A 20,667-nucleotide genomic window follows, 5' to 3' on the forward strand; every position below is an offset into this window, starting at 1 on the left:
CGGCGGCCGCACGAAGACGTCACACTAAGATCTAGGTGGGTCCTCGCAGCAGTGGGCTCAGTGCCTCCCATCGCAGAAGCGTCGATGGAGCCGAAGGTCCACAGGAGAATGATGAGTCAATTCCCAGGCGTTCTGGAGGCCACACTCGAGGCGCTTGTCCAGGCCTTCGAGAGGGCCCTGCCTGAGCTAGCGCACCCGCCTACGAATGACCCGAGCGCGTTCGAGCGCATCACCCAGGCGGCGCGGATGAGCAATGTACGGACTCAACAGCGCCCTCACGTGCCGCCTTGGGAAACCGAAGCCGCCGTCGAGGAAAAGCTGCGCGAACTAATCGGCGTCCTTCCCCTTGTCCCCGCGCATGCTCCCGCGCAGATCCGCACGATCGGCGGCAACACGTACGAGCTGCTGCTCAGCGACATGACGCCCGCACAAAGGGAATGTGTCAGGGACTCCGTGACCCAGAGCATCATCGCTGGGCAACCCCCGTTGCCAGATGCACCCTCACTTGCTTTCCTCCTTCGAATGCTCACTCTGGGCGACGAAGCCTTCCCACATGGCTTAGTGCCTCCAGCTCCGCTTTGGCCCGACGCCATCGCGACGCTCGACGGGGGTATGGCCGCGGCAGATGAGGCCTACATCGATTTGCACCATCACGGCTGGGCCACGGCAGAGAGACACTTCCTGCAGCTGCGCCCTGCCAGTCTCGCCGACGCTCGTCGCCTGCGCGACGCTCGCATCGCCTTCGCCGATTGCGCCGTTGGAGCCACCGAGGCCGCCACGGTCCGCGAGGGATGGAGGACCTACCTCCTCTATCAGGTTGGCCCCGGCATCGCTGCAGAGGAGCTTGGCCACTCCGGCTCTTGGAGCGACGGCAGCGACTTCGCCTACGCGAACGACATCCTCAAAAGGTCCATCTCAGCCGACGACTGGACCTTAGCCCATCGCATCAATGAAGAGATGCTCGCATGGGAAGGTGAGGTCGACCCTGACCAGCGCTCCTCCTTCGAATACCGATCGCGACGAGTGTCGAAGAAGTTCGGCACAGCAGAACGCAGCGCGAAGGTGACGCGCCCGAAGGATGCGCGCCCGATTCGCAACGCTGCCCCCATCGCCCCCAAGCGCCCCACCTCGGCTGAATCCGTAGTCCACGAGGCGCCTAGCGGGACCGACGACCGCACCCGCCAATTCATGCACGCCCTCGCCGCCAACAACCCCCACAGGTGCGTCGAACTCCTCAGCGAGATGGCTAATGGAGGGACTATCGGTCACCTTTGGCTGCTGTACGAGCTGGACAACCCATGGGCCAACGGCCAAATCCTCAAACACCCGGCACTCGACGATGAGCTGCAGACCTGGATTCTTCGGCGCGCCCGCCACGGAAAGAACGCGCGACCCGCATTGAGCAGGTACGTCCACCTCTTCGTCCGCCAACGAATCGAATTCGCCGCCCAGGTCCTCGAGCACGCCGAGGACGAGGCATCGATCCTCCTTGCCCTGGCCGAACACGGCCCGGACCTAGGGCCGGGCATCGCTGTCGCTTTGGCGAAACGCACACTATCCATGCCTGCCAAGCTCGCAACCTCGATCACCACCGCCATCACCAAACACATGGCCGACCGCCTACCGCAAGAAGTTCTTGATGTGGTAGTAGCGGCCCAAGAGAGCGCCAGCAGCGACCGCAAACCAAGCGCAGCGCTGTATGCGTCCCTCGACCAAGCCCAACAACGGCACCCGATCGTGATACCGGCCGCGCTCGAGGAACAGTCCGCCTCACAGTTCATCGAGCTACTCGGGCAGGTCGATGACCCCGGACGTGTCGAGGACCTCCTCCACAGGTGGCGCGGTGAACTTCCGTGGTCGGACCTCATGCGAGCCATCGACGATGGTGAGCTTGCCAGCGAAGTGGTTCGCCGGGTGGGCCGGCGAATCGGCGCACCACAGGAGATCGTGCGCCGTGCCGTACAGCTGGGGGCTATACCGATGAATGCCACGACCCAAGAGTCCCTTCGCTGGCTAGAGGCATTACTAGACATGCCCCCTTCGGGCGATGACGAGTTGCGCTCGGCGCGAGTCCTCCTCGCAAGCAAGCTCGTACTAACAGACCGCGGGGATCTAAGGAGCCGCCTGCCAGCGGCAGAATGGAAGGAGGCTGCCACGCTCAGCCTCCTCAACACCCTTGGCGATCAAGTACTGGGCCATCGCTACCGCGTGGACGACGTGGACCCGCGAATCTTCGAACTGGGAGGGCAGTGGATCCGGGAGGACGCCGTCAACGTTGATCACCTCATCGGCGTTCTGCCTCTGCCGACGGCGTGTCGTCTATGGTTCAGTGCCTACCCGAACGACGACGAGGGAACGATGTCGAACGCGCTTGGCGAGCCCGTGCCGGCAGCGCTCGAGGATTGGCTAACGGGCAGATTGGCAGACCCAACGCTCGGCTTAGAACCAGGCGACGTTGCGGACGCGTATTCGGCGATTGTGGGCTGGCAGGAGTCGCTGCGCGATCTAGTTGTTTACGCAGGCGAATTCCAGGATCGTCAGGAATTGGAGTAGGAGGCTAAGCGGCCTGAGCGCGGGCGTCGCCGCCTGCCCTCCTCTCCGCTCGGCGCGGTCGAGGCGATTTGCCTACAACAGAAGGCCGTCATCGCGAGATCTTCTCCGGTCGATGGGATGACCTGCTTGCTGCTCTCTTCAACGGCTGGGCCCGTGTTCTGCATCCCACGCCCGTGGAAGGGGTGGCACGATTTAGGCTGGGCGGCGAAAGTGCACCCGGTACACATTCGAGGCTGCCTCTCGAGCCTGGTTGTCAAAAGGCTCAGCGCTGTATTCTAGGTGGATGAGTTGAGGCTTGGGCCCAAGGTGCCATTCCCAGCTGCACGTCGCATTGCGCGCGTATGCGGTTCATCGATGCCGTCGCGCGGCGCCGGGTTCGGTAGGTCGTGAAGCTCGGATGCGAGTGCTGCAAAGGTCGCCGTCGAGGTTGCCGTCGCCTCGCGCGTGCAGCTGATTCAGCGTCGTCGCGACCTGCCGCCAAGGAGCTGCCATATCCGCGCCTATCGGCTCGGCGCTCGGCGCTCGGCGGATGCGCGGAGCGAGTCGAGCGGCGCTGTCGCAAAGACCGCGGCAATACGCCGCGAGTCGGCGGACGTGGGAGCCCAAGTAGGCGGCCGGAAGCCACGCTGATGTCCGAGGCGTCCTTTCATCATGTCTCCCGGGTCAAGAGGCGCGACCGTCACCCACCTTGGAGGGGTCGCCCGGCAACCGGTCCGCCCCGGTGCCGTCCAAGGAAGACCCGGCCGCGCCGGCATCCGTCGGCTCCGCCAGAGCGGGCCTCGGTTCAGGGGCTCCTTGGACCGAAAGGGGCTGTGGATGCACCCATCCCTGCTTCCCGAGCTTCGCCCGCAGACTCCGCTGGTCGTCCTCGTCGACGACACACGCGCCTTTCGAGACCGGCGATCCCACCTCCAAGTTCGCCGCGGCCACGATGCGGTCGAACTCCTTCGTGCCGTCGGGGACCGGCAGATCGACGAACTCTGGCTCGACTACGAGCTCCTCGGCGGGACGACGTCCGTCGCGGCGGTCGACCATCTCGTTGCTCGAGCAGAGCGCGGTAACCGTCTGGGCGTCGACGTGATCGAGGTCCATTCCGCACGAGTCCCTGAGGCGCTCCACATCACCCAGCGTCTGCAGCGCGCTGGGTATCGCGCCCGGCGGTGCTACGTGCAGGGCATCTGGACCCGATTCGACCCGGCGACCCACGACGAATGGCGTCCCGATGCCAGCGCCGGCATCGCTGAGCACCCCACTTCGAGGCGCGCGGATGCCAGCGGACCCGCCGACGTCACGGAGGGTTTCCGCGCATGATTCGCGACGCCTGTCTCTCGGTGCAACTGCGTCTGCACCTGCCGGCTGGACTCGTCGTCATCGAAAGTGGCGAGTCGGGGCAGCGGCCGGCGACGCACCCGCGCAGGCGGTCCACATCGTCACGGCATACAACCCGCACGGCCGGCCGGCCACGGAGTCGGACAACCGTCGCGCGCAGCGCGCCCTGGTCGCGCAGCCGGACGCCAGGAACGCGGCGTACCACCCGGCGGCCGGGGCCGACCCGGCGTGGCTGCACGTCGAACCGAGCGTTGCGATCGTCGGCCTGACGCGGCAGGAGGCTGTCGACCTCGGGTGGCGGTTCAAGCAGGACGCCATCTTCGAGTGGACGGCTGACGCGTTGACTGTCGTCTCCTGCACGGATGGCGCGACAGTGGCGCTCGGCTGGCGCCAGATCACGCCTGACGCGCGGGCCACCGGCGCCGACCGGGCGTGGCGGGAGCTCGGCCTGGCATCTCCGTACGTGTCGATCGCCGCCGCGAACACGGCGCTGAACCGCGCGCTCGAGGCGGTAGACGACCAGCGGGCCGCGGTGCTGAACTACGTTTTCCTCGACTTCGCCGCGGACTACTGGGCGCCGCGTGTCGAGGCGGAGCGGATGCGCGAGTCCCGACGCAAGGAGCAACCGCACGAGGCAGATCGGGCAGCCGCGGCGGCGGCGCGCCGAGCCCAGGAGCGACGTGAGAAGCTTCGCGCTCGTCAGTCGGAGGCACGCAGACGCCATGCCGCCGAGCACCGCGAGCACGTCGAAGCCGGGTGGCCCCAGGCGTGGCATCCGCAGCACGTCTACAAGTGGCTGAACCTCGGTGGTGACCTCGAGGGAGCCCGTCGCTGGCCAGACGAGGGCTTGACGCCGTCGGCCGTCCTCTCGGCAGCCGGGGCCATTGGGAATGCACTGGCTCTGCCTATTGCCGTCAGCGACCCTGCGGAGGTGGCGTGGTGGGGCGACACCTTGACCGACATCGCGGAAGGTACGTGGCCGCAGGTGCCGGCCTCCACACGCATCTCCGTCAAGCGGACGTTCCGGGACGGCAGACGGGAGCGCTGGTTCGTGCTGTCGGAAGCGGATGGTGGGGTCCGGGTCGAGCGCTGGCAAGCCTCGGCGGCGTCGCGTCCAGCTGCGCCGGATTGGACGCGCACCGTCGTCGGCGTCTTTCCGACGACCGAGGCTGCATTGGAGGCAGTTCCCGAACTGTCGACCGTCAGCCCCGACGTCGTCGGCGAGATCAACGCGGCGCGAGACAACGGCGTCGACCTGCTCGAGCACTTGCGCATACCGCGAGCCGTTGACGAGCACGATCAAGGGCTGGGGGTGGAGGAAGGGGCTGCACAGGCGGCCCGGCTCGAGCGGGACGAGGTCGCGCGCCTCGTCGAGGGGGTGCCATCACACCTCGTCTACTGCACCGTCGATGGTTTGCCTGTCGTCGCAGTGCAAACCGCCCATGAATGGCGGCGGCTCACGGTGGGCGTCGACGGGATCGAGAAAGGCGGGCTCGTCGCCGAGGACGTGGTCCAGTCCCGGTGGTCCAGCGAGTCGGGCGAGGAGCCAATCGTTTGCCATGGAGGCGGATCGATCAAGGTCGTCGCTCCCGGGCTCGCAGTCGTCCGGCAGTGGGGCGACCAGGGCGATGGCAGTGAGTTCGTGGCTTGGCCGACGGCCGTAAGGGGCCGGGCTGGCGTGGTAGCCCGCTGGATCGCGGAGTCCGACCTCCAGACCGTGGCGGCGATCCTGCTCGAACCGTGGCCGGACGACGAGCAGTGGCTCGTCTGGTACGACAACCCGATAGCGCTCGACCTCGCCCTCGACGACGAGACACGCGACGCGCTCCGAGGATGCCTGGCCAGTGACCCTGAGTACGCGAGGGCACGCGAGGCCGTCCACGACCCAGGAAGCAGGGCCGGTCGCGCCCTGGCGTCAGCTCTCGAGCGAGCGTCGGAGACTCGTTTCACCGGCGACCTGTACCGGCTGAGGTGGCTGTCCGACGACGAGGAGGCAACGCGATGAGCGAGCTGACGGACGGCCGCCAGGAGGAGGTCCCGGACGATGTACTCACCGAACTGGCCGAGCGCCTGGGCGAGCGGCCGGCGACCTCGGGGCACCCCGAGGGGACCGGCCCGTGGCGTAGCCACCTCGTCGGGGTCTGCATGGGGTGGGACAACTACTACACGCTGTGCGAGAACTGCCTCCACAGGGACGGTCCCTTCCTAGACCCGTTCGAGGCAGAACAGGCCGTCCTGCAACACCAGTGGCTGACCCGGCAGCCAGAGCAGGGAGACACGTTCCGCGGCTTCGACGGTTGCGTCTGATCCGGCTCGCGCCCGCCGAGGCCCAAGGAGCCGGGCGGGCAATCTCAGGCATAGAGGATTACCGACCGCGCAGGTGGCTGTGTACGCCGCCTCGTCCAAAGGCCAGAGAACCGAGACAGGGAGGGACACCAGGCCGCAGTACAGGGTCCTCGAGCTTCGTGAGGGACTCATCGGCGGGAAGATGTTCCGGTGACAATCTCGAGAAGTTGCTCAACGAGAACGGCTCCAAAGGCCGGTCTCTGAAGGCCATTACGTCCGTGGACGTCAAGGGCCGCATCGGCCCTGGCGGCGTAAGCGGAGTAAGCGGCATCCTGGTCACCTTCGATAGGGCTTGAGGCGCACGAGAGCCGGACAGCCGTATGCCGTCGGGGCGGACCCGGCGGCATACGACTGTCATCGTCGCCGCGGGCGCTTGATGTCGCGTTCAGCCGTCCAAATGGGCACAGTCGATCAAGAGAACGGCCGATGCTGCAGGCAACGCTGGCAAGTTGACTGGGATGGAGCCGATGCTGTGCTCTCGCTTGGACTCGGAGCTACCTCACGGAGCCGCGCCCAACCGCTGGCGTCGAGTCTTGAAGGAGCTCATCGAGCGCGGCAACGTCAGCCCATCCGTTGATGCTGACTTCCCCGGTCGGACTGACGCGTACCTCTAGACGGTCCGCCAGCCCGGGCAGCCGCGACCGCAGATGCAGATATCGGTCAGTCAGGAAGTGGAACCGCTGGTTGCGTGACCCGACCCAAGGGCGCGCGTGATCGAGCTGGTCAGCGAGGTAAGGGCCGTCCACGAGTAGATCTGTTGCAGCGAGCAGCGCGGCGAAGGAAGGAGGTGCGTCGGGTCCTCGCAGGTCTTCTAGGTAGTGCCCCGTGAACGTCATGACACTGAGGCCACCATCACGCACTGTCCGTGCGAACGTGGCAAAGCCGTCCGCTTGGTCAAAGGGTTCGCCGCCAAGGAGTGTGACGCCCTCGGCTCCCGAAGCAAGCGCCTGCTGGGCGAGCTCGTCCGGACCGGTTGGCCGGCCGCCCGCTGCGCCCCACAGGTGCGGGTTGAAGCATCCATCGCAGCGGATCGAGCATCCTTGCGCCCATACGGCAAAGCGCTTACCGGGTCCCTCCACCTCGGTTAGCGGTGAGATAGCCGCGATCCGAAGGGGAAGTGCACTGTCAGTAGTCAAGAATGCGTCCGCTTCGCGGCTCGGCCGTGGGGGGACGATGCTCGGGGGATGAGTTGGTCGGGGGCACCGTGCCGGCCCGGAAAGGTCCGAAGGTGACGCTTCCACGCACCCTGACCAGTTCATGGGGTTGAAGGTTCGCAGCCACGACGAGATCCTCCAGGTCCCGAAACCCTCGCCGTTGATCCCGCGCCCGGATCACGCGCTCGGCACTGGCTAGGTTGAGCCCAGTAGCCGAGGCCAGAGCGGCCGCATCGCCCGAGTTCACATCCACCGCTGCAGGGTCGGTGGCGCTCGGCGCCCCGTACCCAGCAGGGGCGAGAGGGGGGCTTGAGATCGTCGGCTGCGGCGTGTAGTGCTCTTGGCCGTCGACGTTGAACGGGTAAGCCGTCTCACGGCGGACAGAAGGCGATGGAGCCTGAGTCGTCGCTGCCGGAGGGGGCGCGAGGCGCGCATCTACGCCTGATGCGGCGGGCTGGTTGTACCAAGCATTCGCTTTTGTTTGGCCAGCCCTCCAGCGGAGGTAATCCCGGTTGACGGTGATCCCATAGATGATCAGCCCGACCCATAGCGCGAGCATGTAGCCAACTGCTAAGTCACTCCCAGGTCCGGCTGCCTTCGCTCCCTTCTCGCCTTCGGAGAAAAGGGACATCAATACAATGGCGATGGCGGACAGAACTGCCGTCACGCCCGCGATGCGCCACCACTTCGCGTTCCGTATGCGTATGGCGCAATACAGAAATCCGATGAACGAGAACACCCCGAATCCCAAAATCGGGGCCAGTAGCCATGCGCTGTGGCGTAGACGCCAGGGGCGATTGGCGAGCCGATTGCTCGCGCTAGCGCTGGTGTAGTTCATCGTTCACCTCAGTCGTCGATGCGGTACTGGTCTCGGTGTACTCAGACGTGAAGGCGCTCGACTGAGCCGTCGCGTCGAGAAGGCTCTCCAGAAGCTCAATGCTGTCCAGGCATTTCGGCCCTTTGATGCCCTTGGTCTCAGCATGCACCGAGCCGTCCGCGGTGACGCGCACGATGATCTGCTCGCCGGTCGTCATGCGCTATTCCTCACATCCAGAACGAGTGTCACGCTGTCGTCGTCCTCAACCGTCTCGGAGGCGACGAACATACCGGCCGCCGGCGCTCGATCTCGCAGTTTGGCCAACACCGCCTGCTGGACTTGACGTCCGTACGCCGCATCGACGGCGGCCACGATGGCGGCCGCACCGCCGACGTCCACGTTCCCGGTGAAGTTCGCTTGCCAGATGCCTTGAGCATCACGGCGGAACTCTGCCTCAACGCCCTGCCACCGGGCGACCAACTTGTCTGTTGATGCACTGACGTCGGCCTGAGTGTCCCGCAATGCAGCCCCGAGAAGCTCCTGATCCTTCATCCGAGTTTGCACTTGGCACACCGTGCGGCCTTCGGCATCAGTGTCCTGATGGCTCGCCTGCCATGCACTGACGGCGGCGACGGCGAGCGGAAGCAGAACGATAGAGATGCTCATCAGAAGTCCACCAACCGTCCGCCTCGTGACAACGACTCCGCCGCGTGGGCCGCGGGCGCCGCTCCCGGTGACGGCGGAGTGGGAGCGGCGGGTGCCGTGCTCCGATAGCTCGAACGGTCATCTGCTGCAGTCGCCGCGACTGCCCGTGTGGCTGCCCAACTTCTCACAGCTGCAATCTCCTCTGCTTGGGTGACACTGAGCGGGACCATGTTCCGGATCGATCGGACGAGGTCGTCATCCTTGAGCTGCCGCCTGTCGGCGAACGCATCGAAGAGAGCTGCTACAACTGCCTGCTCGATCTCGGCCCCCGCGTACCCCTCGGTGACATCGGCCAGTGTGTCAAGCAGACTCTCGGAGATGTCGAGGTTTGCCGCTTTGCTTCGCTGCAACCGCTTCGACAGGTGAAGCGACCAGATGTCGCGTCGTTCCAGCCGAGTGGGGAGGTCGACAAAGAAGATCTCGTCGAAGCGACCCTTGCGCAGGAACTCGGGCGGGAGCCGGTCAACCTTGTTCGCCGTGGCGATCACAAAGACTGGCGTGGTCTTCTCCTGCATCCAGGTGAGGAAGGAGCCGAAAACGCGGCTTGACGTGCCGGAGTCTCCGTCGCCTGACAGGCCCGAGAACCCCTTCTCAATCTCATCGAGCCAGAGGATGCAGGGCGCCGCCGCTTCCGCCGTACGAATCGCGGACCGCATGTTCTGCTCGCTCGAGCCCACAAGCCCCGCGAAGACCTTGCCGATGTCGAGGCGAAGAAGTGGAAGCTCCCACGCCGCCGCGACCGCCTTTGCCGTCAGCGACTTGCCACAGCCTGGTATTCCTGTCATCAGCACGCCCTTGGGTGCTGGAATCCCATACTCGGCGGCCTCGGCCAGCCAGGAGTTGTTCCGCTTACTCAGCCACCTCTTCAGGTTTTGGAGGCCGCCAACGTCGTCCAAGTCGAGATCGACGTCAACGAACTCGAGAAGCCCAGCCTTCCGGACCGTCTGCTTCTTCTCCTCCATGATGACGTGGACGTCGTCGTTGGAGAGCACGCCGTCATCGACCATGGCTCGCGCGAAGGCATTGGTCGCTTCGTTGAGGGTGAGCCCGAGAGCCGCCTTCGCGAGACGTTCGCGCCCAACGGAGTCAACCTCCACCCGGATTCGCCCATTGCTCGAAGTGTTGGCGGAGATCATGTCGTCAAGGACCGCTCTGATCTCTCGCTCGTCCGGCAACGGGAAATCGATCAGGGTGATGTCCTTCTCCAGCTCACTCGGGATCCTCAGGGTCGGAGCGACAATGACGAGGACGCGTGCAGAGGAGCCAACGTGGAAGTTGCCGGCAGCATCACGCAGGGCCCGGATCAATGCCGGATCTGCGGGGCGCCGGTCGTCTCCCAAATGGGAGTGAAGATCCAGCATGACGAAGACTCCCGCGCCCTCCTGCTGCAACATCCAGTCGACGGCCTGCTTGGGATCGGTCGTGCCAGCGTGCGTCGCTCCGTTGGGTTCAACAAACCCTCGCGTGGCACTCCAGGTGTACATGGGGCGGACCGTGCGCATCACGCTCGCGTCCCGGGCGACGGAATCTATCTCAGCGAGAACGCGAGTCTCCTCGAACGACTCGATGTAGATGACGGGAAACCTGGCGCGGAAGAGCAGGGCAAGGTTGTCGCGGAACGACCTATTTGCAGGTGCAGGCACTGGTGTTCCTCTGGCTGGGCGGTTCATGAATTCGGGCTGTGGTTATTCTGGTCCATGTCGCCGCGAGGTAGTGGCTTCCAAGGCATAGGACCGTGGCCAAGAATGACGTCATCCGCGCTGCGTCCCGCATTGAGACGAGCACTACGTCATTGGCAAGGCCGCTGGCGCCCTTGCCTAACGAGCCGAACCAGCAGAGCTGCATCGCGGCGGACCAGACCGAGCGGCGCGTCAGCCCGCGCCACTGGCCACTGCCTGCCGGACGGCCGGGCTCGTGAGCCGCGACCAATGACGGCCCCGGCTGCTCAGGCATCCGCGAAGTTTGCAGGAGGAGGCCCGAACGCCTTTCGTGCGGCGGCGACGTTGGCGCGACCGATCAGGAAGTTGGCGCCACCGCCGATGGCAATACCGATCCCAAACGGCACTGCCTTGCCGAGAACGAGCACGCCCTGCTTCGTGCCGTACTTCGTGACGAAGTTGCGGCCGAGGACTTGGTTGACCTTCTTGATCGACTCCATGGGTACGGCCTGGACGATCTTCTTGGCCCAGTGCTTGCCGGTCGTCTCAGCTACCTTGCCGACTGCGTCGCTCCCTGTCTGACCCAGAAGCACGGCCAGCAGCAGCGTCCTGCGCCGTTCGAGATCAGTCAGGGCAACGCCATGCACGTCTGCAACGGCCAAGAGGTAGAGCATCGTGGCGTTCAGTGATGCGACGATCTCTCCACCGGCAAGAGCAATTGTGACCGGGGTGCTGATGCCGGGGGCCACGGCGGACGCCCCCACTGCTGCACCCGAGCCGCTGACGGTCGCCAAGTACTGCTTCTCAAGGGACCTGATGACGTCGCCTGGGGTGCCATTCGGGTGCCAACCGCGGACCTTCAGAACATGACTCGACACCATCGGCTGCTGGAGCCTGACGGCCTTGTCCAGCCCAGCGGTCAACATGGAGACGATCCGCTGCTGGCTCTGCTCGCCAAGACCGTAGGTGGAAGTATCGGCTGGCATAGAGAAGCCCCCTCGTGCGTAGGTGATGCGGGGCGCCCAGAATGTCATTCGATCCCGACATTCATGACCAAACACCCAAACACGTCGACGCGTGCTGCGGCAGATCGAGCTCGACTACGGGGGTTCCGCTCCCCGCACAGGGCGTCAGTCGCAGTTCGCGCAGGCTCCCGACAGCGGCATTTCCATGAAGCACGTCGGGCAGACCGCCCCTCGGCGCTCCTCCTGCGCCGCCGCGCGTGGGGTGCGCTCGCGCACCTCACGGGTCCTCGTGACCAAGGTCGGCTGCGCATCGGCAGGGACGTTGGCTCCCCAGTGTCGGTAGCACTCGAGACGTGAGGCGGCTGCGTGGGTTTCCCTCTCGAGCTGGTCCTGGATCCGCGCATGGCCGTACACCCGCAGCACCTCGTCGTAGCCGGTGCCGACCTGGCCGTCGTCCTTGTGGACCACGAGTGAGGTCAGCGGCGGCTCGTGGCGCACGTGATTGACCTTGACGAGGTCGGCGAGCAGGCCGCCGATCCAGTTGCGCATCGCAGACCTGGTGTGCAGCGACGACCGCCGCTGCACCTCCTCTGCCAGCTCGGAGTAGGTGATGACCGCGTTGTAGCGACCTGCCGTCTCGACCAGCACCTCGTAGGCGTGCTTGGCCCAGTAGGGCTGTGCCACCTTCGGTGTCACGTACGTCTCGTGGTCAGACACGGCAGGCTCTTCCGTTCCTCGGGTTCGCGGACACGCAACAGTCTCCACCCGCCCCACCGGCCGCTCTCAAGCGGTCAGCCCGCGGCCGAGCGGCTTCCTCCCTGTGGAAAACGCCGAAGCGGATCCGTGCGTCTGCGGTTGGGTCGGCAGGTGACGCCAGCCGAACGAACGGGACATCCCATGCCGAAGATGCGACACGTTGCCCTGCTCCTCAGCTCGCTGGCCGCCGTGGTCGGGATGTCGAGTGGGTGCGGCGCCACCCAGGCCGCTGGCTCGACGTGGCCCACTGCGGCCGGTCCGACGGCGAGCGCCACGCCCGCGCACACCTCGCGGCCGTCCCCGCCGACCGCGAGCCGGTCGAGCCCGAGCGCGTCTGCGGTCGCCCGGCTGTCGCGCGAGCCCGGGCCCGACCTCTGGCACGACCACAGCCCCGCAGGGGCGGAGGCCTACGTCGAGGACTACCTCACCCGTCTCAATGCCGCGTGGACCACACCGAAGGCGTCGCTCCTCGACAACCGGGCGACCAACGCTTGCGGCACGTGCACCAACTTCCGCGACGCCGCGGCGCACCTCGCCCGAGTCGGCCAGCGCCACGAGGATCCGATGCTGACCGTGAGCGACGTGTCCCTGGTCGTCTGGCGAAGCGGCGTGCGCGTCACCGCCGACACGCGCCAGACCGACCACGACATCGTCGACCGGTCCGGCCACACGGTCAGGAAGGTGGAAGGTGGCCGCGCGTTCCTCTACGTCGAGCTGACCTACCGCGGCCGCTGGTGGATCACGGGTGTGGGCATCGATCCCGTGAACGACGACGGCACCCACCGGGAGCGGTAGACGTCTCCATCCCGCGTCGGCCGGTCAGCGGTCGAGCTGCCTGACCTGCTCCCAGAAGTGGTCACGCAGCAGGAAGCGCAGCTGGTCCTCGACGTCGTAGCGGTCGAGCCGCGCGGCGAGGTCGAGCAGGAGCGCCCGGTCCAGGTCGCCGGGGATGAACGGCTTCCGGCTCATCAGGCGGGTGCGGTCGGCGGCGCTCGCGGTGATGGACCACGTGGCGATCACCCCACGGCATACGTCGTCGATGGCTTCCAGTTCGCGCGGACCGACCACCGGGGCGCCGGCGGCGCGGTCCGCCCCGCCGACCCCCTCGCTCGCGCTCGACCAGACGAGCCGACCGGGAGCGGCGGCGGCGGGCGCCGCCGCAGGCTGCGGCACCTTGTTGCCCGCCAGCACCGCCGGGGTCGGACGGGGCGCGGCAGCCGCCGCCGGCTTCGGCTCCGCCGGCGCCGGGCTCGCCGCGACCCGCGGTCCCGGGAGCGGCACCTCCACACCCGCGGCGGCCGCCGACACCGGGACCTCCGTCTCGGGCTGGAGCCGGCGCACGTGCACCGTCTCGTCGATGACCGAGCCGTCGAGCACGATGAGGTCGTCGGACTCGCGGATCAGGTGGCGCGAGACGGCATGCGGCTTGCCCGACCGGCCCGGCACCGCCATCAGCACCACCTGCATCCCGTGGCTCTGCGCCTCCTCGACGGCCTCGCACAGGTCGTCGTCGCCCGAGAGCAGGTAGATGACGTCGACCGAGCGGTTGCGGCCGTGGGCCGCGAGGTCCAGGCCGATGCGCAGGTCGACGCCCTTCTGCTCACCCTGCGGAGACGTGCGCCCCAGCCGCAGCTTGACCCGCGGCAGCATGCCGATGGCCTCCTGCGCCGGGTCCGGGTTGGCCCCGGGTCGGTTGCCCGAGTCGTACCAGTGCAGCCGCAGCAGCGGCAGCCCGCTCGCCTTCTCGGCGTCCGCGATCAGGCGCGTCACGAGGTCGGGGTAGGACACGACGACGCCCTTGCGCAGCGACGTGCCGGTCACCCGGGTGGCGGCCGCAGCCAGGAGGTAGCCGACGTCGACGTACAGCGCGCAGTAGGACCTCATGAGGCAGGCTCCCACACCAGGCAGTGACTCACCCGGCGGCGCGAGCCCCCGCGCACGAGTCCTCGGCCGCGTAGGGTCGGACGACCGAGACACAGGGAGGGAAACACCATGCCGCAGTACAAGGTCGTCGAGCTTCGCGAAGGACTCCTCGGCGGGAAGATGTCCGGCGAGAAGCTCGAGAAGGTGCTCAACGAGTACGGCTCGAAGGGATGGGCGCTCAAGGCCATCACCTCCGTCGACGTCAAGGGCCGAGTCGGCCCCGGCGGCGTGAGCGGCGTCCTCGTCACCTTCGAGAAGCCCTGAACCCGGCCCGTCGAAGGGCGTACGCCGTCAGTCCAGCGGGTCGCGGGTGGCGGCCCACAGCGCGGCGACGCTGACGGCAGCGACCAGCGCCCACAGCACCGCCGAGCCAGCCCAGCGCTGACCGGCCTCGGACGGGAAGACGTCGACCCACCGCTGCAGCGGGTGCGCGACGGTCAGGGTGAGCACCAGCCCGAGGAGGCCGCCCGCCACCACCTCGCCCGGCTCGGCCAAGCGCCGGCGCAGAGCCGCCGCGGCCGCGACAGCCGCGAGCGTCAGACCCGTCAGCTGCACCGTGATCGCGGCCTTGGCGCCACTACCCCCGCGCAGCGCCACCCCGACCAGCGCCAGCGCGCCGAGCGCCACGACCCCTGCCGCGACGACGAGCCGTGCGACGCTCCGCGCCCGCAGCGACGTCGGGACCGCCGCCACCGCCTCGCCGGCCGCCTCGTCGAGGACGTATGCCGTCCCGCCGGCCAGCACCGGGACGCCCACCGTCACAGCCGTCGCCGACACCGACGTGCCGGTCCAGACCGCGCCGACGAGGAGCAGACCGAGGCCACCGCTCGTGAGCACCGCGACCGGCCGCCACGGGACTCCCGTGGCGGGTCCGAGGGCGCGCGGCACGTTCATCGCGTCACCAGGACGACGCTGTGGCCGTCGGGGAAGGTGCGCACCACATGGCTGAGGCCGCCACCGACGGCCAGGCCGTAGGCCAGCACCGAGAGGGCCAACATGACGGCACCGACCCGGACCACCCGCCGACGGGTGGCACCCTCCGAGCGCCACAGCAGCGCTGCCACGACGGCGAGCGCGCACAGCGTCAGCAGCCACACGGCATACCACCGGGGTGAGCCGGTGAGGCTGACCACTGAGCTGTTGTCGGCCGTGGTGGAGCTGAAGTAGCCGAAGGGCACCAAGAGGCGGACCCAGCGGAACCACTCGGGCGGGGCGTCGTCGCCGCTGCTGAAGAAGCCGAGCACGCCGACGGTCCACGCATCGACGGCCAGCAGCAGCACCGCGGAGGCGCCGCGGAAGCTCCACCACCGTCCCGCGGCGACGCCGAGCAGCGTGGCGCCGACCGCGGAGATGACCGAGTGGCCGACGAGCACCGCGGCGATGTCGGCGTGCGAGAACATGCCGTACATCCACTCGGGGGCATCCACCTTCGCCGGCCTCGCCCCGTAGTAGAGGACGAACCAGACCGAGGCGACCAGGGCGGGCACGACCGCGGTCAGGCAGAGCGCACCCGTCCGTGCGGTCGTCGACGTCGGGGAGGCCTCGACGATCTCGTCGGCCCGGTGGAACGAGCGCGTGAGGTAGAAGGCGGCCAGCATCGAGCCGAGGCCGACGCTCGTCGCCACGAGGGGGAGCCCCAGGGCGTCGGTCGACACCTGCGTCGAGTTGTCGGTCAGCACCTGCACCGTGAGGAGGACCCCGATGCCCGTGGCCGCCAGAAGGACGGGGTGCCGGGCGAGGCGGACCGCCTCGAGCAGGGCGAGCGCGCCGAGGACGGGACGGTGCTCTCGACGGTGCTTGGGACGGGAGGCGACAGCCGCCCTCGTCGCCGGGGTCGTGGCCTGCTGCGACGCGCTGGTCATCACGCCACCTCCGCCGAGGACTCTGGCTCCACGGACGCGACGGACACGACGCCCGCAGCGCCGCGCAGCAGCAGGTACGCGTCCTCCAGGCTGGGGGCGACCAGCGCGGCGTCCGGCGGAACTCGCTCACCGACGTTGCGGTAGAGGCCCGTCGCCGTGCGCCACGACGCCTGCGCGGCGCCATCGGGCTCGTCGGCCATCCACACCTTGCCGGCTGCGAGTGAGACGAGCTCGGGCACCGTCCCGTCGAAGTGGACGTGCCCCGCGTCGAGGACGACGACCCGGTTGCAGAGGGCGGCGACGTCCTCGGTCTGGTGCGTCGAGATGACCATGGTGCAGGTGGCCGCGATGTCGGCGAGCACGCCTCGCAGCGAGGCCCGCTGCTCGGGGTCGAGGCCGGTCGTCGGCTCGTCGAGGACGAGCAGCTCGGGCGTGCCGAGCAGCGCCTGGGCCAGGGCGACCCGTCGGCGCTGGCCTCCGGAGAGGCGGCTGATCCGCTTCGTCGCGACGTCCCCGAGGCTGACCAGGTCGAGCACCCGCCGCACCTCGGTGGTGCGGGGGCCGCGGTCGGCCCACTCCTTGAGGACGGCCATGTAGTTGACGAACGCCATCGCGGAGAAGCCGCGCGGGAAGCCGAGCTCCTGCGGCTGGTAGCCGAGCCGCCGCCGGATCTCGGTGCGGGCGTCCGGGTCGCCCGGGTCGCGCCCGAGCAGGCGCACCCGACCCTCGTCGGGCCGCAGCACGGTGGCCATCACCCGCAGCATCGTCGTCTTGCCGGCCCCGTTGGGCCCGAGCAGCCCGGTGATGCCGGGCTCGAGGTCGAGGTCCACCGCGTCGAGGGCGGCCTCGGAGTGGTAGCGCTTGGTGACGCCGCGCAGCGAGACCGTGGGAGAGCTGGGTGCGGTCATGACCGGATCCTTCCGATGGTGCCGAGGCGCCTCGCCCGCAGCACGAGGACCGGCGGGCCGATGGCGAGCATGAGGAGGTAGAGCACGAGGTAGCGCGGCGCGAAGACCGCCCAGATCGTGTCGAGCCGGGTGGCCACGGCGGTGCCGACGAGCCACAGGGTGGTGATCACGGTGGCCGGCCACCACGGGCCGAACCACGGCGAGAGGGCGAGCACGGCGGCGGTGAAGCCCAGGGCCGGCAGGAGCCAGACCCACGCCGCCGCCTCGGGGAAGACGAGCTGGCCGAGCAGCACGACCGGCAGTGCCGCGAGCAGAACGGCGGCCGCGCGCAGCAGGACGAGCCGCACGAGCGGGTAGGGCGCCGCGCTCTCCTGCTCCAGCGCCGCGGCGCCCACGTCCGGTCCGAACGCCGTCGCCACCCCGAGCACCGGCACGAGCGGCGCGACGGTGAGGAACACGGTGACACCGCCGTTCCGGGCCGCCAGTGCGCCTCCGACGGCGAAGGCGACGGCGAGCGCGACGGCGCAGATCCACGAGCCGCGCAGCGCCGGGGCAGCGGAGACGAGCATCGCGTCACCCGGCGGCAGGCCCAGGCGGACGAGGAGCCGCTCGAGGGCCGACGGCCGCGGCAGCCCGATCTCGTCGCGCACCGCACCCCAGACCGCGTCGAGGTCGGGCAGCGAGCCACCGCGGGAAGGCGCCCGGCCGGCGGGGCCCGGCGGGACGGCATACGCCCTCGGTGCCGGAGCATCGCCCGCGGCGTCGGCCACGGCGTCGGCCACGGCGGCCTGGCACTGCGGGCACGCGACGACGTGCTGCTCGACCGAGAGGGACACCAGGCCGTCGGCCTCCCCGAGCACCCATGCCCGCAGGTCGCCGGGTCGTACGTGAGGCGTGCTCATTATCGGTGTCCTTCCACGAGGCTGGCCCGCAGGTGCGCCTTCGCGCGGTGCACCCGCGTCTTGACGGTGCCCTGCGGGATGTGGAGCAGGCTGGCGGCCTCCCGGGTGGTGAGCCCGTCGAGCACGGTGGCCTGGATGACGGCGCGCATCTCGGGGGAGAGCGACGCCATGGCGCGGCCGAGGTCGCCGTACTCCACCCCCTGCAGCAGCTCGTCCTCGACCGCCACCGAGGTGGCGCCCCGCGCGGACAGGTCCGGGACGAGCACGACGTCGCGACGGGTGCGCAGCCGGCTGACGAGCCGCCGGATCGCGATGCCCCAGATCCAAGCGCCGACCTCGCCGCTGCCCTGGAAGCGCCCGGCGCCCTGCCACACGGCGACGAAGGTGTCCTGCAGGCAGTCGGCGACGACCTCGCGGTCGTTGCACCGGCGGGCCAGCCGCACCGAGAGCCACGGGGCGTGCCGGTCGTAGAGCTCCCGCAGGGCGCCGAGGTCGCCGTCGGCCAGGGCCTCGAGGAGGGTCCGGTCGTCGGGGGCGGCGAGCGCTGCCATACCTCCACTGTCGCCCTGCGACCCTGCAACGGTTCCCGGTTCGTCGCGCGGGCCGGGTTCACATGTCCTGGTCGGGGGTCTCCTCCGTCGCGATGACGTGCATGACCGCGTTGATCAGGGCCAGGTGGGTGAACGCCTGCGGGAAGTTGCCGAGGTGCCGCCCGGTGTGGACGTCGATCTCCTCGGCGTAGAGGTCGAGTGGCCCGGCGAAGCTCAGCAGCTTGGCGCACAGCTCGTGCGCGCGCTGGTGCTCGCCGATCTCGCAGAGCGCCGACACGAGCCAGAACGAGCAGATCGTGAAGGTGCCCTCCGTGCCGGAGAACCCGTCGTCGGTCTCGTCGACCCGATACCTGAGCACCAGCCCGTCGACCGTCAGCTCGTCGGCGATCGCCAGCACGGTCGCCTTGAGCCGCGGGTCGTCCCGCGGCAGGAACCGCACGAGCGGCGCCAGCAGCAGCGACGCGTCCAGGGCGTCGGTCCCGTAGTGCTGCACGAGCACCCCGCGCGAGTCGACGCCGTTGGCGAGGATGTCCTCGCGGATCTCCTCGGCGGCCAGCTGCCACTCGGCGGCCTGCGCCTCCTCGCCGATCATCGACGCCAGCCGCGCGCCGCGGTCCACGGCCACCCAGCACATGATCTTCGAGGAGGTGAAGTGCTGCAGCTCTCCGCGCACCTCCCAGATGCCGGCGTCCGGCTCGCGCCAGTGCTTCAGCGCCGCCTCGACCTGCTTGCCGAGGATCGGCCAGATCCGCCCGTCCAGGTGGTCGGCCACCTTCGAGTGGAGGTAGACCGAGTCGAGCAGCGCGCCCCACACGTCGTGCTGGACCTGGCAGTGCGCGGCGTTGCCGATGCGCACCGGCCGCGACCCGGCATACCCCTGCAGGTGGTCCAGCGTCGACTCCGGGAGGTCACGCTCCCCGCCGATCCCGTACATGATCTGCAGGTCCTCGTCCCGCTCGGCCACGTCGGCGATGAACGAGAAGAAGTCCACGGCCTCCCAGTCGAAGCCGAGCGAGTACATCCCCCACAGCGCGAACGTCGCGTCACGGATCCACGTGTAGCGGTAGTCGTAGTTGCGCGCCCCGCCGAGCGTCTCCGGCAGTGACGTCGTCGCGGCCGCTGCGATCGCGCCGCTCGGCGAGTACGTCAGACCCTTGAGGGTCAAGGCACTTCGCTGCAGGTAGGCGCGCCACGGGTGGTCGGGGAAGCGCCCGCGCGCGAGCCAGTGCTGCCAGTGGTGCGCCGTCCACTCGAGCCGGTCGTGCGCCTCCTGGCTCGTCGTCGGTGGCGGCACCGCCCCCCATGACAGGGCGACGAACCGCTCATCGCCCTCCTTGAGCAGCGTCCGCGCCGTCGCCTGCGCGCCCTCGAAGCCGATTCGGAAGTCGGTCGTCAGGGTCAGCCTCAGGTCGAACCCCTCGGCCTGCCCGACGCCCTGGTGGTAGCCGCGGTCGGTGTAGTCCCAGTGCAGCGTCCGGCGCCCGTAGTCGAGGCACGGCTCGCACGCCATCACCGTCTGCACCTCACCCGACACGCACCGCACCGTCCGCAGCAGCGTGTGCTCCGCGTCGTAGTCCATCGGCGTGCGCCGGTGCTTCGGCGAGATCCCCTCGTCGTGGTGCCACGGCCCGATGAGCAGCACGTCGCGCACGATGATCCAGCCGGTCGACGTCCCCCAGCTCGTCTCGAGGATGTTCGTGCCCGGCAGGTAGCGCCGCGCCGTCGGCACGCCGATATCCGAGGGTCCCAGCTGGAACCGTCCCGCGTGCCGACCCAGCAGCGAGCCGAAGACGCTCGGCGAGTCCATGCGTGGCAGGCACATCCAGTCGATGTCGCCGCCGGGCGCGACGAGCGCCGTCACCTCACCGTCCGCCAGGAACCCGTAGTCCGCGATCGGCACCGTCTTCACGTGACCGACCGGCGGCGGGGGCGTCGGCGCCTCCACTGATCCACCCATGAGCACAGAGTCCCCCCGTGCGCGGTCGCGGACAAGGGGCGCGTATGCCGTCCCTGCCGTATGCCGTCCCGCGCGCCGGCTGCTCGGCCACCTCAGGTCCTCTGCAAGATCTCCGCAAGGGTCGGCGATTTGCCACGACTCGTCCGTGTCACGGGCGTGCACTGGAAATGGTCGTCCGGATGAGGACGCAGACTTCGGCGGTTGGCCCGTTGTGGTACGTGAACCGCCACCGGGGCCCGAGCTCGCATCGCGAGGCGGGCCCCTTCGCCACCCCTTCGCGA

At 68.6% G+C, this 20,667-nt stretch carries 20 protein-coding genes and 1 riboswitch; of the genes, 6 read left to right on the forward strand and 14 right to left on the reverse strand.

Going from position 1 to position 20,667, the window contains the following annotated elements; genetic code table 11:
* Positions 1 to 84 precede the first annotated feature (84 nt).
* The 4 genes from ABD241_RS10335 (at position 85) to ABD241_RS10350 (ending at position 6,189) form a co-directional block, all read left to right on the forward strand.
* A complete protein-coding gene (locus ABD241_RS10335) occupies positions 85 to 2,553 on the forward strand; it encodes a hypothetical protein (protein WP_344061581.1) in 2,469 nt (822 codons plus the stop codon).
* 661 nt (positions 2,554 to 3,214) lie between these two features.
* A riboswitch (SAM riboswitch) is annotated at positions 3,215 to 3,332 on the forward strand.
* Between the two features lie 37 nt (positions 3,333 to 3,369).
* Positions 3,370 to 3,864, forward strand: a complete 495-nt coding sequence (locus tag ABD241_RS10340; RefSeq protein ID WP_344061584.1) for a cyclic-phosphate processing receiver domain-containing protein — start codon at positions 3,370 to 3,372, stop codon at positions 3,862 to 3,864.
* On the forward strand, positions 3,821 to 5,887 hold the full coding sequence (locus ABD241_RS10345) for a DUF3293 domain-containing protein (protein WP_344061587.1): 2,067 nt from the start codon (positions 3,821 to 3,823) through the stop codon (positions 5,885 to 5,887). The genes ABD241_RS10340 and ABD241_RS10345 overlap by 44 nt, the downstream gene beginning before the upstream one ends.
* Positions 5,884 to 6,189, forward strand: a complete 306-nt coding sequence (locus ABD241_RS10350; protein ID WP_344061589.1) for a hypothetical protein — start codon at positions 5,884 to 5,886, stop codon at positions 6,187 to 6,189. The genes ABD241_RS10345 and ABD241_RS10350 overlap by 4 nt, the downstream gene beginning before the upstream one ends.
* A 533-nt stretch (positions 6,190 to 6,722) precedes the next feature.
* Here the strand turns inward: ABD241_RS10350 and ABD241_RS10355 are convergent.
* The 7 genes from ABD241_RS10355 to ABD241_RS10385 all read right to left on the reverse strand — a co-directional run bounded on the left by ABD241_RS10355 (position 6,723) and on the right by ABD241_RS10385 (position 12,244).
* Entirely contained in the window at positions 6,723 to 7,469 is a 747-nt protein-coding gene (locus ABD241_RS10355; RefSeq protein ID WP_344061592.1) for a 4Fe-4S single cluster domain-containing protein, read from the reverse strand.
* Complete coding sequence (locus tag ABD241_RS10360) at positions 7,354 to 8,220, reverse strand: ComEA family DNA-binding protein (protein WP_344061596.1); 867 nt, start codon at positions 8,218 to 8,220, stop codon at positions 7,354 to 7,356. The genes ABD241_RS10355 and ABD241_RS10360 overlap by 116 nt, the downstream gene beginning before the upstream one ends.
* Entirely contained in the window at positions 8,201 to 8,416 is a 216-nt protein-coding gene (locus ABD241_RS10365; RefSeq protein WP_344061599.1) for a DUF2997 domain-containing protein, read from the reverse strand. Before ABD241_RS10365 ends, ABD241_RS10360 begins: the two co-directional genes overlap by 20 nt.
* Positions 8,413 to 8,865 (reverse strand): hypothetical protein, encoded by a 453-nt coding sequence (locus ABD241_RS10370; protein ID WP_344061602.1) that lies wholly within the window; start codon positions 8,863 to 8,865, stop codon positions 8,413 to 8,415. Before ABD241_RS10370 ends, ABD241_RS10365 begins: the two co-directional genes overlap by 4 nt.
* A complete protein-coding gene (locus ABD241_RS10375) occupies positions 8,865 to 10,574 on the reverse strand; it encodes an AAA family ATPase (RefSeq protein WP_344061604.1) in 1,710 nt (569 codons plus the stop codon). The genes ABD241_RS10370 and ABD241_RS10375 overlap by 1 nt, the downstream gene beginning before the upstream one ends.
* 275 nt (positions 10,575 to 10,849) lie before the next feature.
* Positions 10,850 to 11,596: a hypothetical protein gene (locus ABD241_RS10380; RefSeq protein ID WP_344061607.1), complete on the reverse strand. Its 747-nt coding sequence runs from the start codon at positions 11,594 to 11,596 to the stop codon at positions 10,850 to 10,852.
* A 96-nt stretch (positions 11,597 to 11,692) separates the two neighbouring features.
* Positions 11,693 to 12,244: a hypothetical protein gene (locus tag ABD241_RS10385; RefSeq protein WP_344061610.1), complete on the reverse strand. Its 552-nt coding sequence runs from the start codon at positions 12,242 to 12,244 to the stop codon at positions 11,693 to 11,695.
* A 180-nt stretch (positions 12,245 to 12,424) separates the two neighbouring features.
* Here ABD241_RS10385 and ABD241_RS10390 point away from each other — a divergent pair, with 180 nt between their 5' ends.
* Complete coding sequence (locus ABD241_RS10390; RefSeq protein ID WP_344061613.1) at positions 12,425 to 13,078, forward strand: hypothetical protein; 654 nt, start codon at positions 12,425 to 12,427, stop codon at positions 13,076 to 13,078.
* Positions 13,079 to 13,102: 24 nt separating this feature from the next.
* Here ABD241_RS10390 and ABD241_RS10395 read toward each other — a convergent pair whose 3' ends face one another.
* The gene (locus ABD241_RS10395; RefSeq protein WP_344061616.1) at positions 13,103 to 14,167 is read right to left on the reverse strand and encodes an NYN domain-containing protein; all 1,065 of its coding nucleotides are present in this window, start codon (positions 14,165 to 14,167) and stop codon (positions 13,103 to 13,105) included.
* Positions 14,168 to 14,275: 108 nt separating this feature from the next.
* On the opposite strand from ABD241_RS10395, the gene ABD241_RS10400 reads away from it, so the two are divergent.
* Positions 14,276 to 14,470, forward strand: a complete 195-nt coding sequence (locus ABD241_RS10400; RefSeq protein ID WP_344061619.1) for a DUF4177 domain-containing protein — start codon at positions 14,276 to 14,278, stop codon at positions 14,468 to 14,470.
* A gap of 27 nt (positions 14,471 to 14,497) precedes the next feature.
* Here ABD241_RS10400 and ABD241_RS10405 read toward each other — a convergent pair whose 3' ends face one another.
* From ABD241_RS10405 to ABD241_RS10430, 6 genes are read right to left on the reverse strand one after another with little or no spacing between them, the layout of a single operon-like run.
* Positions 14,498 to 15,100, reverse strand: a complete 603-nt coding sequence (locus ABD241_RS10405; protein WP_344061622.1) for a hypothetical protein — start codon at positions 15,098 to 15,100, stop codon at positions 14,498 to 14,500.
* Positions 15,097 to 16,068, reverse strand: a complete 972-nt coding sequence (locus ABD241_RS10410) for a hypothetical protein (protein ID WP_344061626.1) — start codon at positions 16,066 to 16,068, stop codon at positions 15,097 to 15,099. Before ABD241_RS10410 ends, ABD241_RS10405 begins: the two co-directional genes overlap by 4 nt.
* The gene (locus tag ABD241_RS10415) at positions 16,068 to 16,976 is read right to left on the reverse strand and encodes an ATP-binding cassette domain-containing protein (protein WP_344061629.1); all 909 of its coding nucleotides are present in this window, start codon (positions 16,974 to 16,976) and stop codon (positions 16,068 to 16,070) included. The genes ABD241_RS10410 and ABD241_RS10415 overlap by 1 nt, the downstream gene beginning before the upstream one ends.
* Positions 16,973 to 17,878: a hypothetical protein gene (locus ABD241_RS10420; protein ID WP_344061632.1), complete on the reverse strand. Its 906-nt coding sequence runs from the start codon at positions 17,876 to 17,878 to the stop codon at positions 16,973 to 16,975. The genes ABD241_RS10415 and ABD241_RS10420 overlap by 4 nt, the downstream gene beginning before the upstream one ends.
* Complete coding sequence (locus tag ABD241_RS10425) at positions 17,878 to 18,429, reverse strand: RNA polymerase sigma factor (RefSeq protein ID WP_344061635.1); 552 nt, start codon at positions 18,427 to 18,429, stop codon at positions 17,878 to 17,880. Before ABD241_RS10425 ends, ABD241_RS10420 begins: the two co-directional genes overlap by 1 nt.
* 58 nt (positions 18,430 to 18,487) lie before the next feature.
* Positions 18,488 to 20,386 (reverse strand): glycoside hydrolase family 15 protein, encoded by a 1,899-nt coding sequence (locus ABD241_RS10430; protein WP_344061638.1) that lies wholly within the window; start codon positions 20,384 to 20,386, stop codon positions 18,488 to 18,490.
* Positions 20,387 to 20,667: the final 281 nt, after the last annotated feature.

The organism is Terrabacter lapilli (genome assembly GCF_039531305.1).
Lineage (GTDB): Bacteria > Actinomycetota > Actinomycetes > Actinomycetales > Dermatophilaceae > Terrabacter > Terrabacter lapilli.

What these genes read in the sequence shown, in the direction of transcription:
- ABD241_RS10335 (WP_344061581.1), top strand. Translation starts at nt 85, where the DNA reads ATGGAGCCGAAGGTCCACAGGAGAATGATGAGTCAATTCCCAGGCGTT.
- ABD241_RS10340 (WP_344061584.1), top strand. Translation starts at nt 3,370, where the DNA reads ATGCACCCATCCCTGCTTCCCGAGCTTCGCCCGCAGACTCCGCTGGTC.
- ABD241_RS10345 (WP_344061587.1), top strand. Translation starts at nt 3,821, where the DNA reads ATGCCAGCGGACCCGCCGACGTCACGGAGGGTTTCCGCGCATGATTCG.
- ABD241_RS10350 (WP_344061589.1), top strand. Translation starts at nt 5,884, where the DNA reads ATGAGCGAGCTGACGGACGGCCGCCAGGAGGAGGTCCCGGACGATGTA.
- ABD241_RS10360 (WP_344061596.1), bottom strand. Translation starts at nt 8,220, where the DNA reads ATGAACTACACCAGCGCTAGCGCGAGCAATCGGCTCGCCAATCGCCCC.
- ABD241_RS10365 (WP_344061599.1), bottom strand. Translation starts at nt 8,416, where the DNA reads ATGACGACCGGCGAGCAGATCATCGTGCGCGTCACCGCGGACGGCTCG.
- ABD241_RS10370 (WP_344061602.1), bottom strand. Translation starts at nt 8,865, where the DNA reads ATGAGCATCTCTATCGTTCTGCTTCCGCTCGCCGTCGCCGCCGTCAGT.
- ABD241_RS10375 (WP_344061604.1), bottom strand. Translation starts at nt 10,574, where the DNA reads ATGAACCGCCCAGCCAGAGGAACACCAGTGCCTGCACCTGCAAATAGG.
- ABD241_RS10380 (WP_344061607.1), bottom strand. Translation starts at nt 11,596, where the DNA reads ATGACATTCTGGGCGCCCCGCATCACCTACGCACGAGGGGGCTTCTCT.
- ABD241_RS10390 (WP_344061613.1), top strand. Translation starts at nt 12,425, where the DNA reads ATGCCGAAGATGCGACACGTTGCCCTGCTCCTCAGCTCGCTGGCCGCC.
- ABD241_RS10395 (WP_344061616.1), bottom strand. Translation starts at nt 14,167, where the DNA reads ATGAGGTCCTACTGCGCGCTGTACGTCGACGTCGGCTACCTCCTGGCT.
- ABD241_RS10400 (WP_344061619.1), top strand. Translation starts at nt 14,276, where the DNA reads ATGCCGCAGTACAAGGTCGTCGAGCTTCGCGAAGGACTCCTCGGCGGG.
- ABD241_RS10405 (WP_344061622.1), bottom strand. Translation starts at nt 15,100, where the DNA reads ATGAACGTGCCGCGCGCCCTCGGACCCGCCACGGGAGTCCCGTGGCGG.
- ABD241_RS10410 (WP_344061626.1), bottom strand. Translation starts at nt 16,068, where the DNA reads ATGACCAGCGCGTCGCAGCAGGCCACGACCCCGGCGACGAGGGCGGCT.
- ABD241_RS10415 (WP_344061629.1), bottom strand. Translation starts at nt 16,976, where the DNA reads ATGACCGCACCCAGCTCTCCCACGGTCTCGCTGCGCGGCGTCACCAAG.
- ABD241_RS10420 (WP_344061632.1), bottom strand. Translation starts at nt 17,878, where the DNA reads ATGAGCACGCCTCACGTACGACCCGGCGACCTGCGGGCATGGGTGCTC.
- ABD241_RS10425 (WP_344061635.1), bottom strand. Translation starts at nt 18,429, where the DNA reads ATGGCAGCGCTCGCCGCCCCCGACGACCGGACCCTCCTCGAGGCCCTG.
- ABD241_RS10430 (WP_344061638.1), bottom strand. Translation starts at nt 20,386, where the DNA reads ATGGGTGGATCAGTGGAGGCGCCGACGCCCCCGCCGCCGGTCGGTCAC.